Source organism: Nitrospiraceae bacterium (assembly GCA_019637075.1).
Taxonomy (GTDB): Bacteria; Nitrospirota; Nitrospiria; order Nitrospirales; family Nitrospiraceae; genus JAHBWI01.
Genome location: JAHBWI010000009.1, coordinates 59904 through 77630 on the forward strand (window position 1 = coordinate 59904; position 17727 = coordinate 77630).

General features: G+C 62.1%; 16 protein-coding genes. 3 read left to right on the top strand and 13 right to left on the bottom strand.

What is annotated here, in order from left to right; translation table 11 throughout:
- Positions 1–39: 39 nt before the first annotated feature.
- A complete protein-coding gene (locus KF814_18085; GenBank protein MBX3238060.1) occupies positions 40–3453 on the bottom strand; it encodes an AsmA-like C-terminal domain-containing protein in 3414 nt (1137 codons plus the stop codon).
- A gap of 215 nt (positions 3454–3668) precedes the next feature.
- On the opposite strand from KF814_18085, the gene KF814_18090 reads away from it, so the two are divergent.
- Positions 3669–4925, top strand: a complete 1257-nt coding sequence (locus tag KF814_18090; GenBank protein MBX3238061.1) for an MFS transporter — start codon at positions 3669–3671, stop codon at positions 4923–4925.
- 83 nt (positions 4926–5008) lie between these two features.
- The gene (locus tag KF814_18095; protein MBX3238062.1) at positions 5009–5530 is read left to right on the top strand and encodes a peptidylprolyl isomerase; all 522 of its coding nucleotides are present in this window, start codon (positions 5009–5011) and stop codon (positions 5528–5530) included.
- A 240-nt stretch (positions 5531–5770) separates the two neighbouring features.
- On the opposite strand, the gene KF814_18100 is transcribed toward KF814_18095, so the two are convergent.
- Positions 5771–5968: a hypothetical protein gene (locus tag KF814_18100; GenBank protein MBX3238063.1), complete on the bottom strand. Its 198-nt coding sequence runs from the start codon at positions 5966–5968 to the stop codon at positions 5771–5773.
- A 64-nt stretch (positions 5969–6032) separates the two neighbouring features.
- Entirely contained in the window at positions 6033–6176 is a 144-nt protein-coding gene (locus KF814_18105) for a pyridoxamine 5'-phosphate oxidase family protein (GenBank protein ID MBX3238064.1), read from the bottom strand.
- 394 nt (positions 6177–6570) lie between these two features.
- Between KF814_18105 and KF814_18110 the strand changes: the two genes are divergently transcribed.
- Positions 6571–7896, top strand: a complete 1326-nt coding sequence (locus KF814_18110) for an ATP-dependent 6-phosphofructokinase (protein MBX3238065.1) — start codon at positions 6571–6573, stop codon at positions 7894–7896.
- A gap of 215 nt (positions 7897–8111) precedes the next feature.
- On the opposite strand, the gene amrB is transcribed toward KF814_18110, so the two are convergent.
- From amrB to KF814_18160, 10 genes are all read right to left on the bottom strand, one after another.
- Complete coding sequence (amrB, locus tag KF814_18115) at positions 8112–9362, bottom strand: AmmeMemoRadiSam system protein B (protein MBX3238066.1); 1251 nt, start codon at positions 9360–9362, stop codon at positions 8112–8114.
- Positions 9363–9534: 172 nt separating this feature from the next.
- Complete coding sequence (locus tag KF814_18120; GenBank protein ID MBX3238067.1) at positions 9535–10290, bottom strand: hypothetical protein; 756 nt, start codon at positions 10288–10290, stop codon at positions 9535–9537.
- 14 nt (positions 10291–10304) lie between these two features.
- Positions 10305–11129, bottom strand: a complete 825-nt coding sequence (locus KF814_18125) for a hypothetical protein (protein ID MBX3238068.1) — start codon at positions 11127–11129, stop codon at positions 10305–10307.
- A gap of 54 nt (positions 11130–11183) precedes the next feature.
- Positions 11184–11834 carry a hypothetical protein gene (locus tag KF814_18130; GenBank protein ID MBX3238069.1) on the bottom strand — a complete coding sequence of 217 codons (651 nt, stop codon included), beginning with the start codon at positions 11832–11834 and terminating at the stop codon, positions 11184–11186.
- Positions 11831–13138: a hypothetical protein gene (locus tag KF814_18135; GenBank protein MBX3238070.1), complete on the bottom strand. Its 1308-nt coding sequence runs from the start codon at positions 13136–13138 to the stop codon at positions 11831–11833. The genes KF814_18130 and KF814_18135 overlap by 4 nt, the downstream gene beginning before the upstream one ends.
- A gap of 2 nt (positions 13139–13140) precedes the next feature.
- Positions 13141–14268: a hypothetical protein gene (locus tag KF814_18140; protein MBX3238071.1), complete on the bottom strand. Its 1128-nt coding sequence runs from the start codon at positions 14266–14268 to the stop codon at positions 13141–13143.
- A gap of 103 nt (positions 14269–14371) precedes the next feature.
- Positions 14372–16246, bottom strand: coding sequence for a glutamate mutase L (locus KF814_18145; GenBank protein MBX3238072.1), 1875 nt, complete (start codon positions 16244–16246; stop codon positions 14372–14374).
- Positions 16243–16614: a hypothetical protein gene (locus KF814_18150; GenBank protein MBX3238073.1), complete on the bottom strand. Its 372-nt coding sequence runs from the start codon at positions 16612–16614 to the stop codon at positions 16243–16245. Before KF814_18150 ends, KF814_18145 begins: the two co-directional genes overlap by 4 nt.
- Before the next feature lie 92 nt (positions 16615–16706).
- Positions 16707–17126 (bottom strand): hypothetical protein, encoded by a 420-nt coding sequence (locus tag KF814_18155; GenBank protein ID MBX3238074.1) that lies wholly within the window; start codon positions 17124–17126, stop codon positions 16707–16709.
- 188 nt (positions 17127–17314) lie between these two features.
- Positions 17315–17727: tyrosine-type recombinase/integrase (locus KF814_18160; protein ID MBX3238075.1), on the bottom strand; the 413-nt coding region annotated here is incomplete at its 5' end.

Genomic DNA, 17727 nt, shown 5'->3' on the forward strand with positions numbered 1-17727 from the left:
GTCGTCTTGATCGGATGCTATCACGCGCCCTGAGGGTGGTCAAGGCGAGGCCGGCGCCGGCGCGCTCGGTTGCAACACTTGAGGAGGCGGAGCGGGCGGTGTCTTCAATTCCAACGACGGATCGAACAGCGGTTCTTTTTCTTCCTGCGGGCTGAGGATATCGACCGGGAGCATCACGGTATTCTTCAGCAGGTCGAACGCCAATTGCGCGACGCCGGTGAGGCCGGTTGTGAACGACTTCATCGGCATGTACGTGACCTGCGGATCTTCGATCGGCCCCTTCACTTGGAAGAGCGCAGTCGCGAGCCCTTTGCGATCTCCCGCCACCAGCCGCCCGAACAGCGGAATTGATTTCAGAAATTGCGAATAGGACCCGAAGGGGCTGACCGCCCAGACCATGTCGAGCTGATCGGTCGGCATGTCGTAGGTGCCGGCGGCGGAAATTTTCAGCACGGGACTGTCGATGATGAGGTTCTGCGTCTTCATCATCCCGTTTTGCATCGTGATCGTGGCGGTCATCCGGTTGTATTGCAGACCGTCTTTTTCGAGATCCACTTTGCCCTGCAGGACCGCCGGCAAATTCAGGATCGAGATGATTTTCCAGATCGCGCGCTTTTCCGTTTTGAGAATGCGGCCTTCTTGCGCCACCAATTCCGTCTTGCCGTTCAGGGTGGGCAAGACGCCGTGTGGGTTGCGGCCGTGGCCGGTCAGCATGCCGGTCAATTTCACATCCCCCGTGACGGACCGATCCTGCGCGCCGAGCAACGGGAGCAGCGCATCGAAGGGAATCCCCGTCATGCGCACCGACGATTCGGTTTCAGCCGGCTGGCCCTTGGGCAGCCGGACGACGAGGCGCCCGGCGATCTGTCCCGTGCCGGACTGGCCCACGACGCGATCCAGGTCGAGCATGCCGTCCTGAATCGTGAGGCGGCCGGACAGCGACCCGAAGCGCAGGTGTTTGTAGATGCCCTTTTCAATCGTCGCGGTGGCGCTGACTTGGCTGGTGGAGGCCAGCATCTCCAGGAACTCCCGCACCGGCGATCGTTCGCCCTTCGGGATCAGCAGGTCGATATCCATTTGCGAGGATTCGAGTTTGACCGCGATCACCGGTTTGGTGGTCCAGTTTTTCATCGCGCCGGTCAAGCTGACGTCGCTGTCCTTGATACGGAACGAAAGCTGTTTGATGTCGGCAATGTTCTTCGAGAACTTCAAACGGAGATAAATGTCTTCGACCGGGCCGTCCACGCCCTTGGCCGTCATCAAGCCGTTGGTCAAGGCCAGCCAGCCGCCGGTGCGCCAGCTCTTCCAGTCCGCGTCGCTCCCCTTCACGTCCATGGAGATTTCGAGATTCCCTGCCTCGAGCCCGCCCTTGTAGATCCATTCCGGCAAGCTCGAGAGCGAGACGGTGCCGGAGGCCAGCTCCGCATCGATCGTGAACCGTTCGCCCAGCGTGATCCGGCCCTTGAGCGGTAAGCGCAGGGGCGGCACCAATAGTTCGAGGCGCGTGATGGTCATGCCGGCTCCGCGGGCGATGTCTCCCTCGATCTCCAACGCGGCCGGCGTGCCGGGCGGCTTCTCCCCGACGGAGGGCAGCACGAGCTTGGCCTCGTTCAGGTTGATGTCCCCCCGCACATGCGGAGCCCCCGAAGGGCCGGAGAGTTGCACCTTCGCGGCTAGAATGCCGGAGAGCAAATCATCGGGGAATGTTCCCGCCGAGACCATTTGGCGAAGCTGGGCCGCGTTGCCCTTGGCCCTGATCACGAAATCCTCGAACAGGCTGGGGGTGCCGCCCGTGATCATGCCGTTGAATTGGAGCTGCGTGTCGCCGAGGTTCGCCGTGACCTGATCGAACTGCGCCCCGCCCGTCTGCGAGAAGACGATCCGTCCCTGCAGCGCGGTGAGCCGTTGCGGCAGCGACGGATTGATGAGGCTGACCTGCGTGGCCGCGACCTCTCCTCCCGCGAAGGTGATGCCGCCGGGCTTGTCGAGCGGGCCGACCAAACGGAAGGTGGGTCGCGCCTGTCCCTCGATGTCTCGAGATTGCGCCAGCAACGACGTCAAACGGTCGCCGCGAATGGTCTTGAGCAAGAACTTCACGAGCTCGGCCGCCGTCATGTTGCCGGTCACGTCCAATTCCATCCAGGGACCGGTCTCCAAAAACGACACGACGGCCTTGCCGTCGGTGATTTGCAGCGCGCCGTAGGCTCCCGTCACCTTGCCGACGCGAATGCGTCCCGGTTCCACCGAAATCGTCGCGGACAGGTCCTGCGTCGGGACCCGATCGTCGCCGATCAACGCTCGGCCCTTTTCGACGCGAAAGTCGCCGGTCAGCGAGAGTTGCGGCGTTGGCTCGGTCGCCCCCGTGAGCGTCGCGGACAGGATTTCGACTGTGCCGCCGAGTTGGCGCTGCGCGACGATCGCGGGCAACTGGGGATGGACCCACTGGGCGGGAAACCGGTCGAAAAGACTTTCCAAATCGAGCGAGGGCGATGTGAAGGTCACGGAAAACGTCGGCTGTGAGGTGAGCAGCCCGGCGAGGTTGGCCTTGCCCGTCACCGCAAGTTGATCCACGTTGGCCGTCACATCCGACAAAACGACGTCGTAGCCTGCGACACCGGGAGCGACCCTGATATGACTCTTGAGGTTCGCGCCCCCCTGCAATTGCGCCGGGACCGGTCTGGGACCGAAGAAATCGGCGAGTTCGCGGAGGCGCAAGTTGGCCGCCTCGATCGCGCCTTCGAATTGAAACGCCGGCCGTACCGAGTAGGGCTCCTCGGCCGAGAACGTGGAGGACGATTCGCTGAGGGCGATCGTGCCGGTGAGGGAAAAGGCCGATGGGTCCTTGTCGGCGGGCAGCGAGGCCGACAGGTGGAGATCGCCCTGCGCCTTGCCGGGGTAGACCTTAAGCGCCACTTCCACCTGTTCCAGTTTCGCGGTCCGGATGCCGTCCGGTCTGGCCTCGTCGGTGACGGTGATGTGGCCGTTCTGAATCGTCGCCTCGCGGATTTGCAGCAGGCGGCTGAACATCAGATAGGCGGACTCATCTTTGGTCGAGGTCGGCAGGCCCGCCAGCACATTCCAATGGCCCGAGCGATTGCGGAGCAGCGTGACGGTCGGTTCTTCAATATAGAGCCGTTTCGCCACTACCTGGCGTTTCAGGAGGGGGAACAGGCGCAAGACGATGTCGATTTTCTTCGCTTCGAAGACTTGATGGGTCGGGTCGTCGTGACCGTAGATGCCGACGGAGGTTAGTTCCAGACGCAGGCTCGGCAGCAGCACGAGCTTGATCCGGTCGACCTCGATCTTTCGGCGGAGGCTCGCCTCCAACTGCTGGAGGAAGAATTCCTTGAGGTAGTCGGTGCCGGTGAGCTCGCGGGAATAAAACAGGAACAGCACACCCAGGATGAGAACCGCGAGAAGCGAGAGCACCAGCCAGCGGGGTCGAACCGTCACTCCACCTCCAGCAGCATAAGGGGTCGTAATTTTTGATAATACCGGATGGACTGCGGTGAAATCCATACAGTCGATCCCTTGGGGCGGTCAAACGGCGACGGCTGGAGACCGCGGCGTGAGCCGTCTATAATGCCGCTTCGCCTTCCCGCGCGGCGCAGAGGCGGCGAGCGATCGAACCGCCGCGCAGTGCAGCGGTTCAGGGAGTCACAGATCGAGTGACGGACGGACAGCAGAACAGTCGCGGCAGCTGGGCGGTGGTCGGCCTGCTGTTCGTCATCAGCGTCGTGACGTACGTCGACCGCGTGAATATCTCGGTAACGGCGCGGCAGATGATGCCGGCCTACGGGCTGACCGACCAGGACATGGGCTACGTGTTTTCAGCCTTCGTCTTCGGGTATGCCCTCTGCCAAATCCCCGGCGGCTGGTTGGGGGACCGCTGGGGCGCGCGAGTCGTCCTGACCGGGGCCTTGATCTGGTGGTCGATCTTCACCGCCATGACCGCGACCGCCGCGACCTTCGGAATCGTATCCTGGCTCGGGACCGCCGGCACCTTCGCGCTGGTGCGCTTTCTGCTTGGCGTGGGCGAAGCGGTCGCCCTTCCCAACTTTAATCGCGCGGTGGCCGACAGGATTCCGCCCGAGCACCGGGGTATCGGCATCGGGATCGCCATCGGCGGCATCGGGGTCGGCGCCGCCATCACCCCCCCCCTCGCCTCCTGGATCATGGTCAATTTCGGATGGCAGACGGTCTTCTACGGCTCGGCCCTCGTCGGTCTCGTCGTAGCGCTGGTCTGGTGGATGGGCTCGCGAGAGCCTCGATCGCCGGAAAGCGGTCCCTCGCTTGCGCAGAGCAGGACGGTACCCTGGCGCCGATTCGCCGCCAGTTCGACCGTGCGCTGGCTGGTGATGAGTTACGCCTGCCTGGGCTACGTGGCCTACATCTATATGTCCTGGTTCTATCTCTACCTGGTGAATGTGCGTGGGTTCGATGTCTTGCGGAGCGGCTGGCTCGCCTCGCTGCCGTTCCTGGCGATCCTCTGCTTCTGCCCGTTGGGCGGCTGGGTCACGGATCGGCTCATGCCGGTCATGGGGATCAGAAAGGCCAGGATGTATGTGGGCATGGGCGGGATGGGACTCGCCGGCGCCCTGATCGCGGCCGGTGCCTGGGCCGAGTCGCACCTCGCGGCGATCGGCTGTCTCTCGCTGGGGGCTGGTCTACTCTATTTTACCGTCGGCGCCTATTGGAGCGTACCGACGGACCTCTCGAAAACTCATGCCGGGACGTTGTCCGGCATCATGAACATGGGGGCCAACATCGGCGGCGCGATCTCCCCGAGCCTTACGCCGTGGCTCGCGCATCAATGGGGATGGACGGCCGCGCTGTTGTGTGCTTCGGGCATTGCGCTGGTCGGCTGCCTGCTCTGGACTCGCATCGACCCGACCCAGGAGCTCAACCGGCAGCCCGGCCGGTAGGTCCATAGCCAAGCTGTGAGATCGATGCTCGGCGAGGGAGCGCCCCTTGCCGCTGAAACCTCGACCCTGTTAGATTCGTCGGTATGAGCATGCAATTCCAAAAGAAAGACCCCCGCGCCACGATCGTGACGAAGTTCGGCGAGATCAAGATTCGGTTCTACCCGGACGATGCCCCTCGCCACGTGGACAATTTCATCAGCCTGGCCAAGATGGGCTTCTACGATGGGACCCTGTTCCATCGCGTCGTGCCGGGCTTCATCATCCAGGGCGGCGATCCCTTGAGCAAGCAGCCGGACCGGGCGCTATACGGTACGGGCGGACCAGGGTTCTTTCTCAATCCGGAGCCCAACGACCGGCCCCACAAACGTGGCGCGATTTCGATGGCGAAGATGCCGCGCGACGGCAACAGCACCCGCGACTTCAACGACAATGGCTCCCAGTTCTTCATCTGCCTGGCCGACAACAGCGGGCTGGATCGGCGCTATTCGGTCTTCGGAGAAATCTTCCGCGGAATCGAAATCCTCGACCTCATCGTCAAGGTGGCGCGTGACGAGCGGGACAACCCGATCGAGCCGATTGAGATGAAGGTGACGGTCAAGGAATAGCCGATGGCTGGCCAAGAGCATATGGCGAATGGCTTATAGCCTATAGTGTACAGATCGAGAGCGCAGGCATCTTCCGCACCCTCCCCATCCAAACGAGAAGTCGACTGAATCCGAAAGATTCCAGTCGTTCGACGTGCGCACCCGAGGATCAACCAGACCGCCCTTCGAGAACACCTGCGAGCAAGCTCGGAAGGAACATTCAAGCCACTTCACACAACCACTCTAGCCCCCTTGTTCCATTCACAGGTTCTCACTCTCTCGATCGAGGATATGGGTGGGAAGGCCGGCGAGGCTGAGCTGGTCCTTCTCTTTCCAATAGCTCCGCAACCCCTCCTCGCCTCGCTTGTCGGCCCATTCGTTCAGCAACTCACGGTCGCCGACGTAGGAGAGAGCGGGCACCGCCATGCCGCAGGAGGTTTGCACGAGATCGAGCGTCACGTCGAAGACTTGCCGTGCACCGGGGAGCGGAGGAAAGCACGAGACGAGTTCCTGCCAGTGAGGATCACGCCGGCGGACGACGGTGAATCCATGTCCTTGGCGACACGTTCACCCGGCCCTCCGCCGTCGCGGTACCGACAAAGAAGATCTTCTGTCTGGCGATGAATTGGATATGCGCGTCGGAGAGTTCGGGATAGCGTTGCGCCATGGGATTGTCCCGTCATCAATGGATGAGATCACTGGCCCCAGCGTGTGAGTCGCTCAAGAAATTCCTGGCCGTACTGTTTCGTGATCGCCTGCTCGAGAAAAAATGGTGCAAAGAAATGGTGTCAGAAATCATCTTGTGTCAGAGGAAAGATGTTGTGTCAATGAAACCGCGATTGAGGCGTGGTCCTGCCGGATGGGGTGCCCACGTCGTCTAAACGCCGGAGTCTTGGTCCATCATGTGTTTTGGCCCGACATGCGTCTTGCCGCCATTTCTTGCCTCATATTGACTCCACCTCCCGCACACCGTATTCTCGCCCCCGCGAAACCCCTCACGGCTGATACGCGACAACCCTGAGGCAGAACCATAATTTACCACCGGCAGACAGCACCGAACCATGTCTATTCCTGAGCATAGCCAATTGACCGTCGATACCCTCGGCCCTTGCACGTTGCCCTCGCCCATGGAAGGACGAGGCGCACCGTTTCTCAGCGACGACCTGCGCATTCTCGTGTGCTCGACCCTCGACGAAGCCGAGCCGTTCCTCCGCAAGGGCCGGCCCCTGCCAGCCTTCGAAACCGCCGGCCCCAGGGAACGGATTTTCTTCAATCCCCTCCAGCTCACCTGCGGCATCGTGACCTGCGGCGGGTTATCGCCGGGGTTGAACAACGTGATCCGCTCCATCGTCATGGAACTGCACTACGGCTATAAGGTCCGCCGCATTCTGGGCTTTCGCTACGGATTCGCCGGGCTCGCTCCCAAAGCTCCCGACGAGCCCCTCTCCCTCTCCCCGCAGAGCGTCCAGCTCATCCATCGGCACGGGGGGACGATCCTGGGCACCTCGCGCGGCCCCCAAGACCCTGAGGCTATGGTCGACATGTTGGTGCAGCATGGCGTGGACATTCTCTTCGCGATCGGTGGCGACGGCACGATGAAGGGCGCGGCCGCCCTCTGCGAGGCGATCGCACGGCGCCGCCTCCCGATCGGCGTGATCTGCATCCCCAAGACGATCGACAACGATTTGCCCTGGGTGGAGCGTTCGTTCGGGTTTGCCACGGCAGTGGCCGCCGCCGATACGGCGATTGTGGCCGCCCATGACGAAGCGAGGGGGCATTACAACGGGATCGGGCTGGTGAAACTCATGGGCCGCCATTCAGGCTATATCGCCGCCCATGCCACCCTGGCCAATAACGATGTGAACTTTTGCCTCGTCCCTGAAGTCCCGTTTCAGTTGGATGGGGAAGGCGGGCTCTTGCACGCGCTGATCCGCCGCCTGCACGAAAAACACCATGCGGTCCTCGTCGTGGCCGAGGGAGCCGGGCAATCCCTGCTGGACTGGCCGGGCGAACCGGCCCGCGATGCGTCAGGCAACGTCCGGCTGAACGATATCGGCGGGTTTCTCCAACGGCAGGTCGAATACCACCTCGGGGCTTTTGGGATCAATTTCACGCTCAAGTACATCGATCCCAGCTATACGATCCGCAGCTTGCCTGCAAACTCGGTGGACGCGGAGTTTTGTCTCGTCCTCGGCCAGCACGCCGTCCATGCCGGCATGACGGGGCGGACGAACATGGCCGTCGGATTTTGGAACCGCCATTTCACGCATGTCCCGCTGCCGCTCATCACCGCCGAATCCCGCAGGCTCAATCCCAACGGCGAAGTGTGGCAGCGCGTGCTGGAGGCCACCGGCCAAGCCGTGCGCTTGGTCGATCCCTCTCTCTAAATGGAAAAGAGATGGTGGAAGGAAGCAGTTTGTGTCACACCAAGGCCGCAGCGAACGAAGGGCCGAGGCGTACGAGGCATGGACGTCCGCGCTGCCTGAGGCAGCCCAAACGGGTCCTCCAACAAGGCTGCAGCAAAGAGAGGGAAACGATCAACGAGGTCCGTCCGAGCTCTGGGGCTCGCTATTCGCTATAGGCCATACGCCCTACGCGCTGCTTAGAAAAAAGCGATGCTGGCGTATGTCACCGTCGAGTTGTACTGATCCGTAATGCCGCGGTCATAGCGCAGCACTTCGCCGGATTCGGCGTGGATCAAGCGCAAGAGCGTATAGATGGGTGAGAAGCCCGAGATGCGCCGCTGGTCCTTTTCCTTTTGGATGAAGGCCGCGAACTCGTCCGGCTGGCGGTTTTCGACGTGCTTCAGCATCTCGAGATCGATTTGCATGCAACGGTGGAACGAGAAGTCCGTCGGAGGGGCGTTGTCTCCATACCGCATGCCGATGTGGGCCAATTCGGCTCCTGCCACGATGCAGTAGGTCTTTCCGGAGTCATCCAGCGAGTCTTTGAGCGCCTGGAGAAACGTCTCGACTTCGGCCTTCACCTGGGGATCACTCAGGCTCATGGCTGAAAAGGACGTCAGGATGGGAACGATCGTGAAGGGTTTGTTGCGCCCGACGATTTCCTGCAGGAACGGCAGTTGGAATTCGAGGGCATGTTCGTTGCGGTGCGCGAGTTCTTCGGCAAAGGCCGAGGGGAGCTCGGCGCGCAGCCGGTCGGTCACGCTGCGCTCCACCGGAACCACGCCCAAGGGCGTTTCGAAATCCTTGTCGCTCACGGCCACCGGGTGCTCAAGACCTGAGTAGGCCGTTCCCACGAGCACGTAGAGATCCGGCTGTTGGGCCTCCTGCAACTCCTTGTAGCCCCAGGCATAGATAGGACCGGCCTGTTTCACTTCGTAGGTCGGCGCCACGAGCCCCTTGATCGGCTGGCCCGCATGGGTCGAGGGCTTGATCTCCGGCCCTTCTTTGGACGTGAAAAACCCCTTGATCTGCGCGCGCAGTTTCCCCGCGTCCGCTTCATAGCTCCGCCCGGCAAAGGCTGCCACTCGAGTCGGAGTTCGGCGATACTCTTCCAGCGCCTGATGCTTCGCCGCCTCGGCCCGTTCCCCTTCGAGAAACAGCTTGGCATCCAGGTCCGCCAGGAGCTGTTCGACCTTGTTGGGCATCAGGAATTCGCCGAAGCGTTTCAGGTAGATGCCGACGATGTCCGTGATCGTGTGTTCCCCGTCGAAATGTTGCACGATAAAGAAATAGCTCAAGGGAATGACGAGCCGTTCCTTGCTCAAGCCGCTCGGGTCCCAGAGCACGATGTATTGTTCTTCGCCCTCTTTGAGCGACGAGAACTGGAGGTTACGCAGCAGCGGATATTGCTTCGGATCTTTGGCCGTGGCCGTGGGAGTCTGTTCCATGGGGAGGCATTCTAACGAGGCAGACTTCGGAAGCGCAACAGGCTGGGGGGATGTATCTCGTGGTGCGTGAAGCGTATCTCGTGGGGGAGGACAGCGTATGGCCGCTGGACGGAACGTGATGCCGGTGGAGCGTTCGAACGACGCTTCACGAACCGCCACCTGGCTCCTCGCACTACTGTTCCGGCGGGTGGGCCTTGTGGCGGCGGGCTAGGACGATCAGGGTGGCGACGGTGAGAATGAGCAGCCACAGCGTAGGCCGCCCATAGGAGGCGTCGGAATACTCAATCAAGTCGGTCAGCCGTCCGATGAGCAGGGACATACGGGCCATGACGGTATAGCCGAACGCGGCGCCGAACGAAATCATCAGGAACAGGATGCCAGCGCGCGCCACCGCCCTCCCCGGCCCCGTGTGTTCGACCGAGAAGAAAAAATAAAACAGCACCGAGACGACGCCCAGCAGGATGATGATCGCATTCAGGTTGCTGGCCGGGCTGAGCAGGGTCATCGAAAAGGTCACACCTTGATCCGGCGTCGTGGTCAGCAACGGCCTGACCGTATCTTCGATTTGTTTCAGGATGAACGACGAAATGGTTCGCGGGATGGCAAGCCCGGCGCCGACGCCTACGATGAAGGCAAAGGCATAACGGGATAGCCAAGCCGCTTTCGGTACGTAGCGGGTCAGCATCAACGTGCCGATGGCGACCGGTATGAGCAGCGACCATTCGCCCTTGTCCACGATCGGGCGCACGATCAGCGTCATCACGACGGTGTCGTAGGCCTTGACGATCGTGTAGCCCAGCGACACGCCGACGTACAGATGTTCGGCCAGCTTGAAGAGCGGGTTATCTTCATAGAGAAACGAGAAGATAAACAGCGTCAAACCGGTGGCGATCCAGGCGCCGAGCATGACTTCAAACGACATGGGCACTCCCTGTCACAGTGCTATCCCTTTTGCCGCCGCAGAGAAAAATAAAACACATTGCAGATCACGACCAGGACGATGATGGCCATGTGGGTGGCGGATTGCGCATCCATGCCGGCCACGGCCCTCCCCTTCTGCCCGATCAAGGTTTCGTACTCGGCCGCGCCGCGCAGGCCGCCGATCAAGCCGTTGATCTGGCCGCTTCGCAGCAGCGGGTACAGACCAGGCGCGATCACGCCGGTACAGCCGCCGCCCAGTTCGAACTTATATTTGTCCTTGCCGAACACGTACCAGGCTTCCACGCCGGGGTTGCCGGCTCCGAGGCTGACCGCGTAGGTCACGTCGCGCAGGTTTTGTACGCCGGCCAGGACCGGAAGGCCCTTGGTCGGTTTGCCGCCGTAGTCGGCTGGAAAGGCGTTGTAGAGGTCCTGCCCCATGTTCAGGATGACGGCGCTGCCGCCGGGGCTCCAGCCCAGGAACACGTAGTCCTTTCCGTTTTCCTTGCCCGCTTCCTTCGCCGCGTGGGTCAAGATCTGATCGGCCAGGCCGGTGCCGGACACCCAGAGCGTCATGGCAACCACGCGCAGGTTCTTCTTGAAGGCGTGGCGAAGGATCGCCACCGCTTGCGGATAGAGTTCCGGCTTGGAGGCGGGATCGAAATCGAGCGACAGCAGGAACACGGAGCGTTCCGGCAGCGCGTCGATGTAGTCGTAGACTCCTCGCACTTCCGCGGAAATCTTGATCGGCAGGCCCACCGGGAAGAGCAACGGTATGAGCGTGCAGAGCCCGATCACCAGGAAGATGATCCGGCGGTCGATGCGGAGCATGCGCTCGGCAAGCGTCATTGGGCGTGCCTCGTGAAGCGTGAAGCGTCTCTCGCAGGGAAAGGCCGTCTCACGTTATTCCTTGCCTCCGCCCAGGTAGGAGCGCTCGACGCCGAAGATGATCTTGAAGGACAGGGCGACGGCGCCGAGGCTGACGCCGATCAGAATGGCGCGGCGGACGGCGGCGTTCAGCACGTTCAAGATCCAGCCGGAAATGTCGCCGCTGATCGGGAGGATGTATTCACCGAGCGGCACGCGCCCCATCATCACGATCACCGCGGCGATCAGCAACACGGCCGCTTCGCGGCTACGCGCGCGGAACGACCGATAGGCCGCGGATGCGATGAAGAAGGCGAGGATCGCGAACATCGTCCCCTGCAACGGCACCAGCATGAAGGAATAGACCCAGCCGAAAGCGGTCATCGCGCCCTCGACGCTTTCCTTGCCGCCGCTGAGGAGGCCGACGGTGATCGTGCCGAGCATGCCGACGTAGAGCACGAGGCTGTAGCCCCACCCCGCTTCCTTGCGCCTGATCTTGGCCGCATGGAGGTGGAAGAGGCTGGTGACACCCAACACCAGCGCGAAGCCGCCGATGATCTGCAACCATTTGGTCACCGATGTCAGGAGCTGCTCGGAAGCCGGGTGCGGCACGTAATACTGGGTCGCGAACACGAGCCCCGTGACCATCGTGATGAGCAGCGGCAGTTGTCGTCGCAGAAAGATCATTTCAGATCCTTGAAGATGTCCAAGAGATACTGTGGCCAGGTCGCGCCGGTCACCACGGCCAACGTGGCGAGCGCGGTCCCGATGCCGATGATGCAGAGGATGAAGGCCTTCCCGATATCCTGGCCTCGCAGCGTGCCGATCTGGATCGGTTCTTTCGAGAGATAGGCGCTGGCTGCGTAGAGTTCCTCGCCGATCAACGTATAGTCGCAAGTCGTCACGAAGAACGGCAGCTGGTGGTCGGAATCGGTCCCGGCGATTTGGATCGCGCCGGTGCTGGCGCCGGTTTCCGTCAGCAACAGCGACTCGGCGAAGTAGGAGCCCATGAAGAAATTCGCCGCCGGTTTCCGGCGGAGCATGATGCCGTCTACCGCTGCGGTGTAACTGAATTGATCGCTGGTGATGAAAAAGTTGGCGTCGTCCTTGAAGAGATCCGGCTTGCCCGCTTCGAGATAGGCCTGCTTGGTGATCTCCTGGCAGACGGCCATGGTGATCGGCTCGCGATGCGGAACCAGCAGTTCGGTTTCGTAGGAGGCGGCCCGTTTGGCGACGCGCCCCAGAATGACCGCCGCGGCGATCGTCGAGGGATCGTTCATGTCATGGGCGCCCGTCATGTAGAGCACCGGCTTGCCTAACTCGGTGGCGCGCCCGATCGCTTCGTCCACGGCGTCGAGTCCGGGGATGCGGCGGAGGAAGATGTCTTTCCGTTTAGCCAAATTGATCGCGTAAAAGACAATCGCGCCGAACAAGAGGGCGAGCAGCAAATTGTTCAACTGGTTCCAGTTCATCCAGTTGGCTTCGGGAACGGCGGTCACCGCAGGGGCGATCGCTCGCTCCTGCTCATGCACCAGCGCGACGGTCACGGTGTACGCGGTGCCGCGCTTCAGCTCCACGCCTTTGCCGTTCTTCACTAAGGCCAAATGTTCCTCAGGCGCTCCGGCCCTGGTCCACCAGCCGCTCTTCACGTTGCGGACGTAGTGCGTGTTGGCGGGAAATTCCGCCGCGACTTTCCAGGCCGCCGGATCCGCCGGTGCAGCCCCTTCCGCAAGCAACACCTGATAGCGGTCTCCCGCTGTTTCCCCTGCCATCGGGGCCCAGAGGACGCTCAGACTTTCGCCCTCGTCGCTGGGGGTATCCATTGCCCGAACCTGTTGGGGGGGAGCAATGGCTGCCTGCGCAGGGACTAACAAGCCTTCGAGGTCCACGCCCAACGCTACGCCGAGGAGGGCGCAGAGCCACCAGGGCCAGGCAGGTCGCCGGCTGTCGTCTCTCGTCCGGGGTCTTCCGTTCAACGAGTCGCGTTTCACGATCACGCCCCCTCGATGACTTCGATGTTCGCTCGCGGAATGACGGCGGTGCGGCCGTCGGGGAAGCGAACCTCCAGCACCCGCACTTCGCTTTCCGTGGGAATCTTGCGCAGCTCTGAAGGCAGGCCGGCGACCTCGCCGATCTGACCGAACAGGGGATCACGGATGATGCGAACCGGATCGCCGATCTGGATGCCTTCCCTCTGCGACCGGACCGTCTGGCTGCCGTTCCCCGTCGCGGTTTGCGGAATGATGATCTCGGGTCTGATGACGCCGGCACGGATTTGGGTCGCCCCGGAAATCGACGCCATCTGGCCTCGATGCGCGGACAAGAGCGCAAAGGTCTTCGCGGCCATCGGGATCGTTCCGAAGCCTTCGGTGAGGATCAACGTGAAGCCCACCTGCTCGGTGCCGGTGATGGCTACGCCCAAGTCGTATCCCAGCAGCGCCCGCAGATCCTTGTCGTGGATGCCGCCGACGACCAGACCGAGGATGCCCAGTTCCTTCGCTTTCATCATGGTCGCGGCGGACAGGAAGCTCCCGCCCACGACGATCTTGCCCTTCATGTCCGGCTTCAAATGCTCAGGTCCCAACGGTTGGTCCGGCGCGGTTGCGGCCATGACGAGTTCCCCGTTGGTCTCTCCCCCGATCCCGAAGATCCCCTGCACGAGACTGCAGGTCGTTTCGACCGTGACGCCCTGCTGCGGATGGACCTCGGTCACGCGGCCATCGACATAGGCCCGGATCTCCAGCACGCGCGGCGGTTCCCGCAACAGGACCTGCCCGGTGATCGTGGAGAGGGATTCGACCTTGCCGGTGATCGGCGAGCGGATCTCGGTCTTGAACCACTTGATGAGCGGCTTGTTCTCGGCCAGGATGTCGTCCTTTTGAACCGGATCGCCTTCTTTCTTGACCAGGTACTCCTTGATCTCATCCGGCGCGATCCCGAGTTGATTGGCCAGATTGAGCGGCATTACCTTCCCCGGCAGCTCCGCGCGCGCGACCGGCGTGGCAGCCCGCACCTCGTCGCCGACCTTCGCCAGCACCGTGCCGGGCAACGGCAGAATGCGCCGCCGGAGGACGGTCGCCCGGTCGGTGACGGTTAATCCTGGTGTGTAGGAATGCGCCATATCGGTCGCTGAACATGCCTTCTAGCGGTGTTCTTGGTTACTCGATCCCTTCGACGTAGGATCTTCTGAGTACGTCTCGGGGTTCTCATGCCCTGCGGCCTTGCTACAGGGCATTTTGAGCAACCTCGGGAGTCGCCTTGGGATACAGATCAACCGCGTTGAACCATTTCGTGAGTGCAGCGACGCGGGCGGCTTGATCGCTCGGCAACTGCAAGGGGCGTCCCCGCGCGTCGAGCAGCAGGCCCACCACGCCACCCTGAACCTTTTTCGTGACCGACTGTCCCGCGCCTGCACCGACGTCCACCTGCTTGGCCGGCTGCAGCGTGATGGTCGCCTCCTGTTCGCGGGTCAGCGCGATCAGCTTGAGCTCGCCGAAATTGAGCGTCCCCTGCTCGCGTGCGCCGCCGGCAACGGTCAGCTCGTACTCGACGCAGCGCTCGCCGTCTTTGCCTTGGCCGATCGGGGCGATACAGGTGCCGAGATAGATCATGCAATCGCGCACGAACACGTCCGTCGCGGCCTGTTCGTTGATGGTCGACAGCACGCCCAGATGCGGCATCATGAAGATGCTGTCCACCGAGAGGGTCGTGAATCCCAATGGCTCATAGGCATCGACCATGAGCAGCATCGACTGCACGCGGCGCGGCGCGTGCGACAGGATGCCGCCGCTGCCGACGATCAAGTTGAGCTTCGCCAGGTCGATCAGCGTTTTTCCGCTCGTCTGCTGCTCGAAGACGTCGGAGATCGTGCGTTCCTGCTGGATACCCTTCAGCCCCGTCGCGAGGGACTTGTGATGAATCAGCGCCAGCCGCAGGGCCTCACGTGCAATGGCATGCTCGATCTGCAATTCGTCGAGAGTTTGGGGAATCGTCGTCGGCCGGACCATCTTGTTCTTGATGCGGTTGCGCAGGGTCTGCTCGTCGATCGTGAAGGGGACCCACCGCATGATGTTGGCCAGTCCGGCCTCGGCCAGCACGTTCGAAATACTGTACGACATGCCGAGGTTGGCGCTGACCGTGCGGTTGAAGATGCCGCCGAAGACGGAGAACACGTCGGTGGTCGCGCCGCCGATATCCACGCCGATAAGGTTGATCCCTTCGCGCTTCGCGATGGTCTCCATGATGACCCCGACGGCAGCCGGCGTCGGCATGATCGGCGCGCCGGCCATGTCGATCAACTTCTTGTAGCCAGGCGCCTGTTGCATCACGTGCTCGAGAAAGAGATCGTGGATTTTGTCGCGAGCCGGACCGAGGTTTTCCCGCTCGAGCACCGGCCTGATGTTCTCGGTCATCTCCAGCGCGGTCTTTTCGCCGAGGATCCTTTTCACCTGCGGCTGGGCGTCCTTGTTGCCTGCATAAATCAGAGGGAGCTTGAAGGTGCTGCCGAAACGCGGGCGCGGCTCGGCCGCAGCCACATATTCGGCCATCTCCACGACGTGGGTGACCGCTCCGCCGTCGGTACCGCCGGACATGAGGATCATGTCCGGACGCATCGCGCGGATGCGCTCGATTTTCTCGTAGGGTAAGCGGCCGTCGTTCGAGGCCAGGACGTCGATGACGATTGCGCCGGCGCCCAAGGCCGCCCGTTGGGCGCTTTCCCCGGTCATGTTCTGGACCACGCCGGTGACCATCATCTGAAGGCCGCCGCCCGCGCTGCTGGTCGAGATGTAGATGTCCACGCCGGTCTTGGGATCACCCTGCGCGACGTGATTCGGGGTGATGATCCGTTCCCCGTCCAGGATCTTGCGTCCCGACAGTTCCTCGATCTCGGCAATGGCATTGAGCACTCCCCTGGTGACGTCCTCGAACGGAGCCTCCACGGTGGTCGGTGCCTCGCCGCGATAGGTTTGCCGGTATTGGTCTCCGACTTTTTCGATCAAGATGGCTTTGGTGGTGGTGCTGCCGCAGTCGGTGGCGACGATGACGTTAAGGGGGCGTCCGGCCGGCGGCGCCGCTCCCGCGTGGCCCGTGTGGGTCATTGCGCGGAGACTCCTTGGCCGGCGGAACGGGCTTCGATGGCTGCGCTGAGGCGGCTGACGGCGTTGCGTCGCTCCAGTAACTGCGCGATCCGGTCGAGGTCTCCCGCATCGAAGGCGCAATCAAGGATCGGGGTTAGGAAATGAAGCGCCTGGCTGCCGAGAAAATTCATGGGCCCCATCGAATCGAGAAACAACACGGCCGGAGCGGCCATGCCGCGGGATACGACCGCATCCGCGATCCGATCGATAAGATGCAGTTCGTCCTCCGTGAAGTCCGCCCGGTCGACGGGGACCGCAAAGGCATGGCTGAACGCGCTGCGGAGGTTCTGCAGGGTGCGGGTGACGGAGTCGCAGGAGAAAGCGGGCATAAGTGCTTGTCGGATCAGCTCAAACGACACTGATCGGCATTATATGAATCGCTTGGGGGAGAGTCAATCAAACAGGAGACGGAGCGAGGAGACTAGGGCTTCTTCGACGGAGTCGAGGTGTCCTTGCTGGGTGAGCAATTCACGCCGGCGAACGGATTCAACGGATTGACGCGCGGAGAACACCCACTCGATTCGGGATGTTCCTGCGCAGCCGGCTGCGACGCACTCGGAGGCGGAGGCAGATGATCGATCGGGCCTGTGTACGGAGCCGGCGACGCCATGGGCATGGGCAGTTCCGGCTGAGCCGCTACCGTCGCTGTTTCCGGCGGCGCGATAAAACCGGACGGGATGGTCGGCGCGAGGGTGTCGACCGGCACGCAGCCTTCCAATCCGCCGGGACGGTCGGTCAGGACCGGCGTGCCGCTCTTTCCCGAACATTGATACACCTTTGCTTGAGCCGAAACGGCCAGCAGGCTGAGAGCGAGGCAGGGAAGGACGAGTCGCATCCACATGGAAGGCTACCCCTTGACATCGCATCACCGGCGACGCCGTCGACGTGGAGCTGAACGTGATGCTGTATGGGACTATAGGCCGGGCAAGCGAGACTGTCAATCAAACACGGGTTCGAATCCCGTTGGGACCACCACTTTGAAATTGTTGAAGATTTTCCTTCCCGGTTTAAGGAACTTCCGAATGTTCCTTAAACCAGTTTTCGCTCCGTGATCGTCGTGCTCAACAGTCGGCTCGCGCGTTCCTCGTAAAATCCCACCGTGTGCTTCAATTGCGGCGGACGAATGCGTGCGTAGATCTGCGTCGTATCGATGCGCGCATGGCCTAGGAGTGCGCGTACTTCTTCGAGATCATGGTGCTGCGCGTAGACTTCCATCGCGACCCCGTGCCGCAGGTCATGGGGCTTCAGCATCGGCGCGCCGATCATCCGGCCATAGACTTTGGCCAATCGCCAGATGTTTTTCCCCGTCATCGGTTGCCGGGTTTTCCCCATCCCGCGACGTCCCCAACTCGACCAGAACAACGGCGTCTCCGCTTCTAAGGGAATCCCCAGGCGACTGACGACCTGCTCGACGTAGCCCCACAAAAACTGCATGACCGCCA

What these genes read in the sequence shown, in the direction of transcription:
- KF814_18095 (MBX3238062.1), top strand. Translation starts at nt 5,009, where the DNA reads ATGAGCATGCAATTCCAAAAGAAAGACCCCCGCGCCACGATCGTGACG.
- KF814_18105 (MBX3238064.1), bottom strand. Translation starts at nt 6,176, where the DNA reads ATGGCGCAACGCTATCCCGAACTCTCCGACGCGCATATCCAATTCATC.
- KF814_18110 (MBX3238065.1), top strand. Translation starts at nt 6,571, where the DNA reads ATGTCTATTCCTGAGCATAGCCAATTGACCGTCGATACCCTCGGCCCT.
- amrB (MBX3238066.1), bottom strand. Translation starts at nt 9,362, where the DNA reads ATGGAACAGACTCCCACGGCCACGGCCAAAGATCCGAAGCAATATCCG.
- KF814_18125 (MBX3238068.1), bottom strand. Translation starts at nt 11,129, where the DNA reads ATGACGCTTGCCGAGCGCATGCTCCGCATCGACCGCCGGATCATCTTC.
- KF814_18130 (MBX3238069.1), bottom strand. Translation starts at nt 11,834, where the DNA reads ATGATCTTTCTGCGACGACAACTGCCGCTGCTCATCACGATGGTCACG.
- KF814_18140 (MBX3238071.1), bottom strand. Translation starts at nt 14,268, where the DNA reads ATGGCGCATTCCTACACACCAGGATTAACCGTCACCGACCGGGCGACC.
- KF814_18145 (MBX3238072.1), bottom strand. Translation starts at nt 16,246, where the DNA reads ATGACCCACACGGGCCACGCGGGAGCGGCGCCGCCGGCCGGACGCCCC.
- KF814_18150 (MBX3238073.1), bottom strand. Translation starts at nt 16,614, where the DNA reads ATGCCCGCTTTCTCCTGCGACTCCGTCACCCGCACCCTGCAGAACCTC.
- KF814_18155 (MBX3238074.1), bottom strand. Translation starts at nt 17,126, where the DNA reads ATGTGGATGCGACTCGTCCTTCCCTGCCTCGCTCTCAGCCTGCTGGCC.